At 77.5% G+C, this 4710-nt stretch carries 3 protein-coding genes; all 3 read right to left on the bottom strand.

The window, feature by feature from the left end:
• Window positions 1-2830, bottom strand: a 2830-nt coding sequence (locus AA75_RS21030; RefSeq protein WP_033821700.1) for an amino acid adenylation domain-containing protein, incomplete at its 3' end; no start/stop codon positions are given.
• Between the two features lie 6 nt (window positions 2831-2836).
• The gene (locus AA75_RS49580) at window positions 2837-3004 is read right to left on the bottom strand and encodes a hypothetical protein (protein WP_158515542.1); all 168 of its coding nucleotides are present in this window, start codon (window positions 3002-3004) and stop codon (window positions 2837-2839) included.
• Window positions 3005-3371: 367 nt separating this feature from the next.
• On the bottom strand, window positions 3372-4710 hold a 1339-nt coding region (locus AA75_RS21025), incomplete at its 5' end, for a hypothetical protein (protein WP_063794408.1).

Raw genomic sequence — 4710 nt, 5'->3', positions numbered from 1 at the left:
GCGCGGGCGCCACCGCCTCGGCGGGGGGCTCGGGCAGTGCCCGGCGGTCGAGCTTGCCGTTGGGGGTCAGCGGCAGCCGGTCGAGGGTGGTGAAGTGCCGGGGCACCATGGCGGCGGGCAGCATCCGCAGCAGGTGTTCGCGCAGGGCCGCGGGGTCGGCGGCGCCGACCAGGTGGGCGGCGAGCCGCGGTTCACCGTCCGGGCCGTGGTGGACGGTGACGGCGGCCTCGGCCACCTGCGGGTGCTCCAGCAGCGCGGACTCGATCTCGCCGGGTTCGATCCGGTGGCCGCGGATCTTCACCTGCTGGTCGAGCCGGCCGAGGTAGTCGAGTGCGCCTTCGCCGTCCCAGGCGGCGAGGTCGCCGGTGCGGTAGAGCCGGGAGCCGGGCGGGCCGAACGGGTCGGGCACGAAACGGTCGGCGGTGAGTGCGGGCCTGCCCAGGTAGCCGAGGGCGAGTCCGTCGCCGCCGAGCAGCAGTTCGCCGGGCAGTCCGACCGGGACCGGCCGCAGCCGGCCGTCCACGACGTAGGCGCGGGTGTTGGCGATCGGGCGGCCGATGCCGATCCGCTGCGGTTCGGCGGGGATCTCGGCGCAGGTCGACCAGATGGTGGTCTCGGTCGGCCCGTAGACGTTGAACAGCCGGGCCACCGCGGCCCGCAGTTCGCGGGCCAGCGGCAGCGGCAGTGCCTCGCCGCCGGCCAGCGCCGTCAGGCCGGTGCGGCCGGGCCCGGCGGCCAGCAGCACCCGCCAGCCGGAGGGGGTGGCCTGGGCGTGGGTGACGCCCTCGGCGGCGATCAGGCGCAGCAGTCCGGGCCCGTCGACGGCCAGGCCGTCGGGGGCGAGCACCAGTCGGCCGCCGGTGGCGAGCGGCAGGAACAGTTCCATCGCGGCGATGTCGAAGGAGAGCGAGGTCAGGCCGAGCCAGACGTGGCCGGGCCCGGAGCCGAGCCGCTCGGCGAAGGAGCCGAGCAGGTTGGCGAGCGCCCGGTGGCCGACCGCGACGCCCTTGGGGCGCCCGGTGGAGCCGGAGGTGTAGAGCACGTACGCGGTGTCGCCGGGGCCGGGGCGGCCGGTGGGCGGCGCCGCCAGCGGGGTGGCGGGGTCGGTGTCCGGTACGAGCAGCACCGGTGCCACGTCGAGGAGTTCGGCCGGCGGGCGGCGGTCGGTGAGCAGCAGGTCGGCGCCGGAGTCGGCGAGCAGGAACGCCAGCCGGGCGGCCGGGTGCGCCGGGTCGAGCGGCAGGTAGGCGGCGCCGGTGCGCAGGACGGCGAGCAGCGCGACCGGGAGCCGGGCGGTGCGCTCGAGGTGGACGGCGACCAGGCTGCCGGGGCCGATCCCGCGGGCCCGCAGGGTGGCGGCGAGGGCGGTGGAGCGGGCGGCGAGGGTGCGGTGGTCGAGCGTCTCGTCGGCGGCGGTGACGGCGACCGCGTCGGGGGTGAGGGCGGCGCGGCGGTCGATCAGGTCGAGCACGGTGAGGCCGGGAGTGGCCGGGGTGTCTGCGGCGGTGGCGTTCCAGCCGTCGGTGACGGCGTGCAGTTCGGCGTCGCCGAGCAGCGGGAGTTCGGCCAGCGGCCGGTCCGGGTCGGCGACGGCGGCGTCCAGCAGAGTGGCGTAGTGCCCGGCGATCCGGCGGGCGGCGTCCGGCGGGACCACGGCCGGGTCGTACTGGAGCGAGATCTGTGCCCGGTCGGGGCCGTCCACCACCTGGAGGTTGAGGGTGGTGCGGGCGCTGTGGTTGGACACCGCCCAGTCGACGACGGCCCCGGCCCCCTCGAACAGCGGGTCGACGCCGCGCCGCCGGTAGCTCAGGGTGACGGGGGTCAGGCCGACCCGCGGAGTGAGGCCGCGGACGGCCGCGCCGAACGGCACCGCGCGGAAGGGGTAGATCTCCCGCAGCCGGGCCCGGACGGCCCGGGCGAAGCCGGCCAGCCCGGTGGTGTCCTGGTCCACGGCCGGGACGGGCAGCGGGAGTTCGTTGACGTACAGGCCGACGGCGTCGTGCCGGCCGGGGCCGCGGGTGGACAGCGGGACGGCGATCGAGGCGTCCTCGTTGCCGTAGCGCAGCAGCAGGGCGTGCGCGGCGGCCAGCAGCAGTTCGAAGACGCTGACCCCGGCCGCCTGGGCGGCGGTGTGCAGGGCGCGGTGCTCGACCGGGCCGAGCAGCCGGTCGACGCTCTCGGCGGGGCCGCCCGGGGCGGTGGCCGGGCGGCCGGCTCCGGGCAGCGCGACCTCGGCGCGGTCGGTCCACCGCCCGGCGTACCACTGCGCCGCCTGCGCGACCAGCTCTGCGGGCGGTTGCGCCACCGGCGCGGGCTGCTCGACGGTCATGGCGGGGGTGCGGCCCAGGCGGCGGGCGTTGTAGGCGGCGGCCAGGTCCGCGAGCAGCAGGTCCTTGGACATGCCGTCGAAGATGGCGTGGTGGGCGACGGTGAGCAGGTGGGCCCGGCCGTCGGGGCGGCGGTACAGGGTGGCGCGCACCGGCGGGCCGGTCTCCAGCCGGAACGGGCGGGCGGCCTCCTCCTCGAGCCGCTTGGCGAACTCGGCGACGCTGTCGGCCCGCGCGTCGGCCACCAGCAGCGAGGGGCGCGGCCCGGTCGGCACCAGGTGCAGCACGCCGTCCCGTTCGGCCAGTGCGCAGCACAGCACGGGGTGGCGGTCGAGGACGTCCTCCCAGGCGAGTGCGAGGGCGGCCGGGTCGATCCGTTCGAAGGCGGCGCCGAGCGGCATGTGGTAGTTCCGGCCGGCCAGGCCGAGGCGCTCGGTCAGCCAGACCCCGTGCTGGGCCGCGCCGGCCGGGACGGACGGGCGGGCCGCGTTCTGTTCAGGCATCGCTGCTCACTTCGAGTGGTGGGTGCTGCGGGGAGCGTGAGCGGTGACCGTCCCGGCGGTCGGGGTCGCGATGCGGGGTACGGCGGCGGGTGCCCGGGCGTGGGCCGCACGCCGTCCGGGGCTGTCCTGGGCCGCCGTGTCCGCCGATCCGATCCGCCGACGGATGGTGGCCACAGCCGAATGGTGGTGCTCCGGCGATTCACGCCAGCTTAGATTGGTCCAGACCTGCGGAGAGAGTGGCATAGACCATCAGGGGCGTCAAGACTGCTCCCAGCAGCCCTGACGGACCGTAACTCAGCATGTCCAGAGCAACATTGGCGCCCTGAATGGACCTCCCCCACGGGCCCTCGCGACCGCACCCGGACCACCCCGGACCGCGGCGCGGCCCACCTTTCGTCCTTCGTGCACCACCGTTCGACGGGAGGGCACCGCGGCCGGGACGCACCACGGCCCCGGCCGCCCGGTGGGCGGTCGGGGCCGGTGCCGCGAGGTGACGGTCGGTCGACGGCCGGACCGGTCCACGCGCTTCGGTGATCGACTGTCAGGCGGCAACCCCGGTGGCGCGGGCCGGCGTTGCGTCGGCCCGGCCGTTCACCCGCCTTCTCCGCCGCACGGCGGCCCCCGCCAGCACCGCGAGCAGCGCCGCGCCGTAGGCGGGCTGCTGGAGGTCGCCGCCGCCCAGGTAGAGCGCGGCGCCCGCGGCCGGGACGGCCAGCCACTCCCAGCGCCCGTCGAGTGCCACCAGCGCCACCACCAGCAGTGCGTACCAGGGGTAGTTGGGCGCGGCCAGCAGCAGCGCGGTGCCGGTCACCAGCAGCGCGCCGCCCCACGGCCGGTGCGGGTCACCCCGGCGCAGCACGTACAGCGCGACGGCGAGCAGCACCAGCGCCGCCGCGTACGGGGCGAGCGCCGACGGCAGGACCAGCCGCAGCAGCCCGAAGCGGTCCACCTCGGTGCGGTCGTAGCCCTCCTCGCGCAGGTAGCCGGGGAGGTAGCCGAGCACGCCGCCGCCGGAGAGCAGCAGGTACGGCAGGTAGCTCGCGGCCACCGTGAGCAGGGCCGTCGCGGGCAGCAGCAGGTCGCGCGGGCGCGGTCGGCGGGCCAGTGTCCCGGACAGCGCGCCGGGCAGGGCGACCGCCGGGACCAGCTTGACGGCGACGGCGGCGCCGAACAGCGCCCCGCCCGCCGCTTGCCGCCCCCTGGCCGCCGCCAGCAGGGCGGCCACCAGCAGCAGCGCACCGAGGGCGTCCACGTGGGCGTCGTTGACGGCCCACAGCGCGACCCCGGGGAACCAGCCCCACAGCGCGGCGCGCACCGGCCGGCGCCGGGTCAGCAGCAGGCCGGTGGTGGCGACGGCGAGCAGCGCCCCGCCGAGCTGGGCGGTCCGGATGCCGCCGCCCGCGCCCTCCAAGGCGAGGAACCAGGCCTCGGCCACCGGCGGATAGATGGTGTGGACGGCCGGGCGGTTGAGGTGGGTGCACTCGCCGGCGGCGGTGCGCCGCTCGTCCCAGCCGGTGCACGGGCCGTGCGGCGGGAAGAGGTCCGGGGAGCGCGTCCGCAGGCCCTCGAGCGCCGGGTCGTCGGGCGCGTAGCGGTACGGGGAGAGGCCGGCCGCCTGTACCCGGCCGTCCCAGCGGTAGCGGTAGGCGTCGTCGCTGGTGCGGGGCGGGGCGAGCAGCCCGGTGGCCGCGACGGCGACGGCCCCGGCCAGCACCAGGGCGGCCGCCGGCCGGGCCGGCACCCGGCGCAGCAGCAGCACGGCGAGCGCGAACAGCGCCGCGTCCAGCGGGTACCAGGCGTACAGCGGGCCGGGCCGGCCGAGGGTGCCGCCGGTGGTGACGGTGGCGGCCAGCGCGGCGACCAGGGCGAGCAGCGCGAGC

The sequence above is a fragment of the Kitasatospora sp. MBT63 genome (assembly GCF_000710465.2).
GTDB lineage: Bacteria > Actinomycetota > Actinomycetes > Streptomycetales > Streptomycetaceae > Kitasatospora.
The sequence above is the reverse complement of the archived record's forward strand: the minus strand, read 5'-3'. Positions and strand labels throughout refer to the sequence as shown.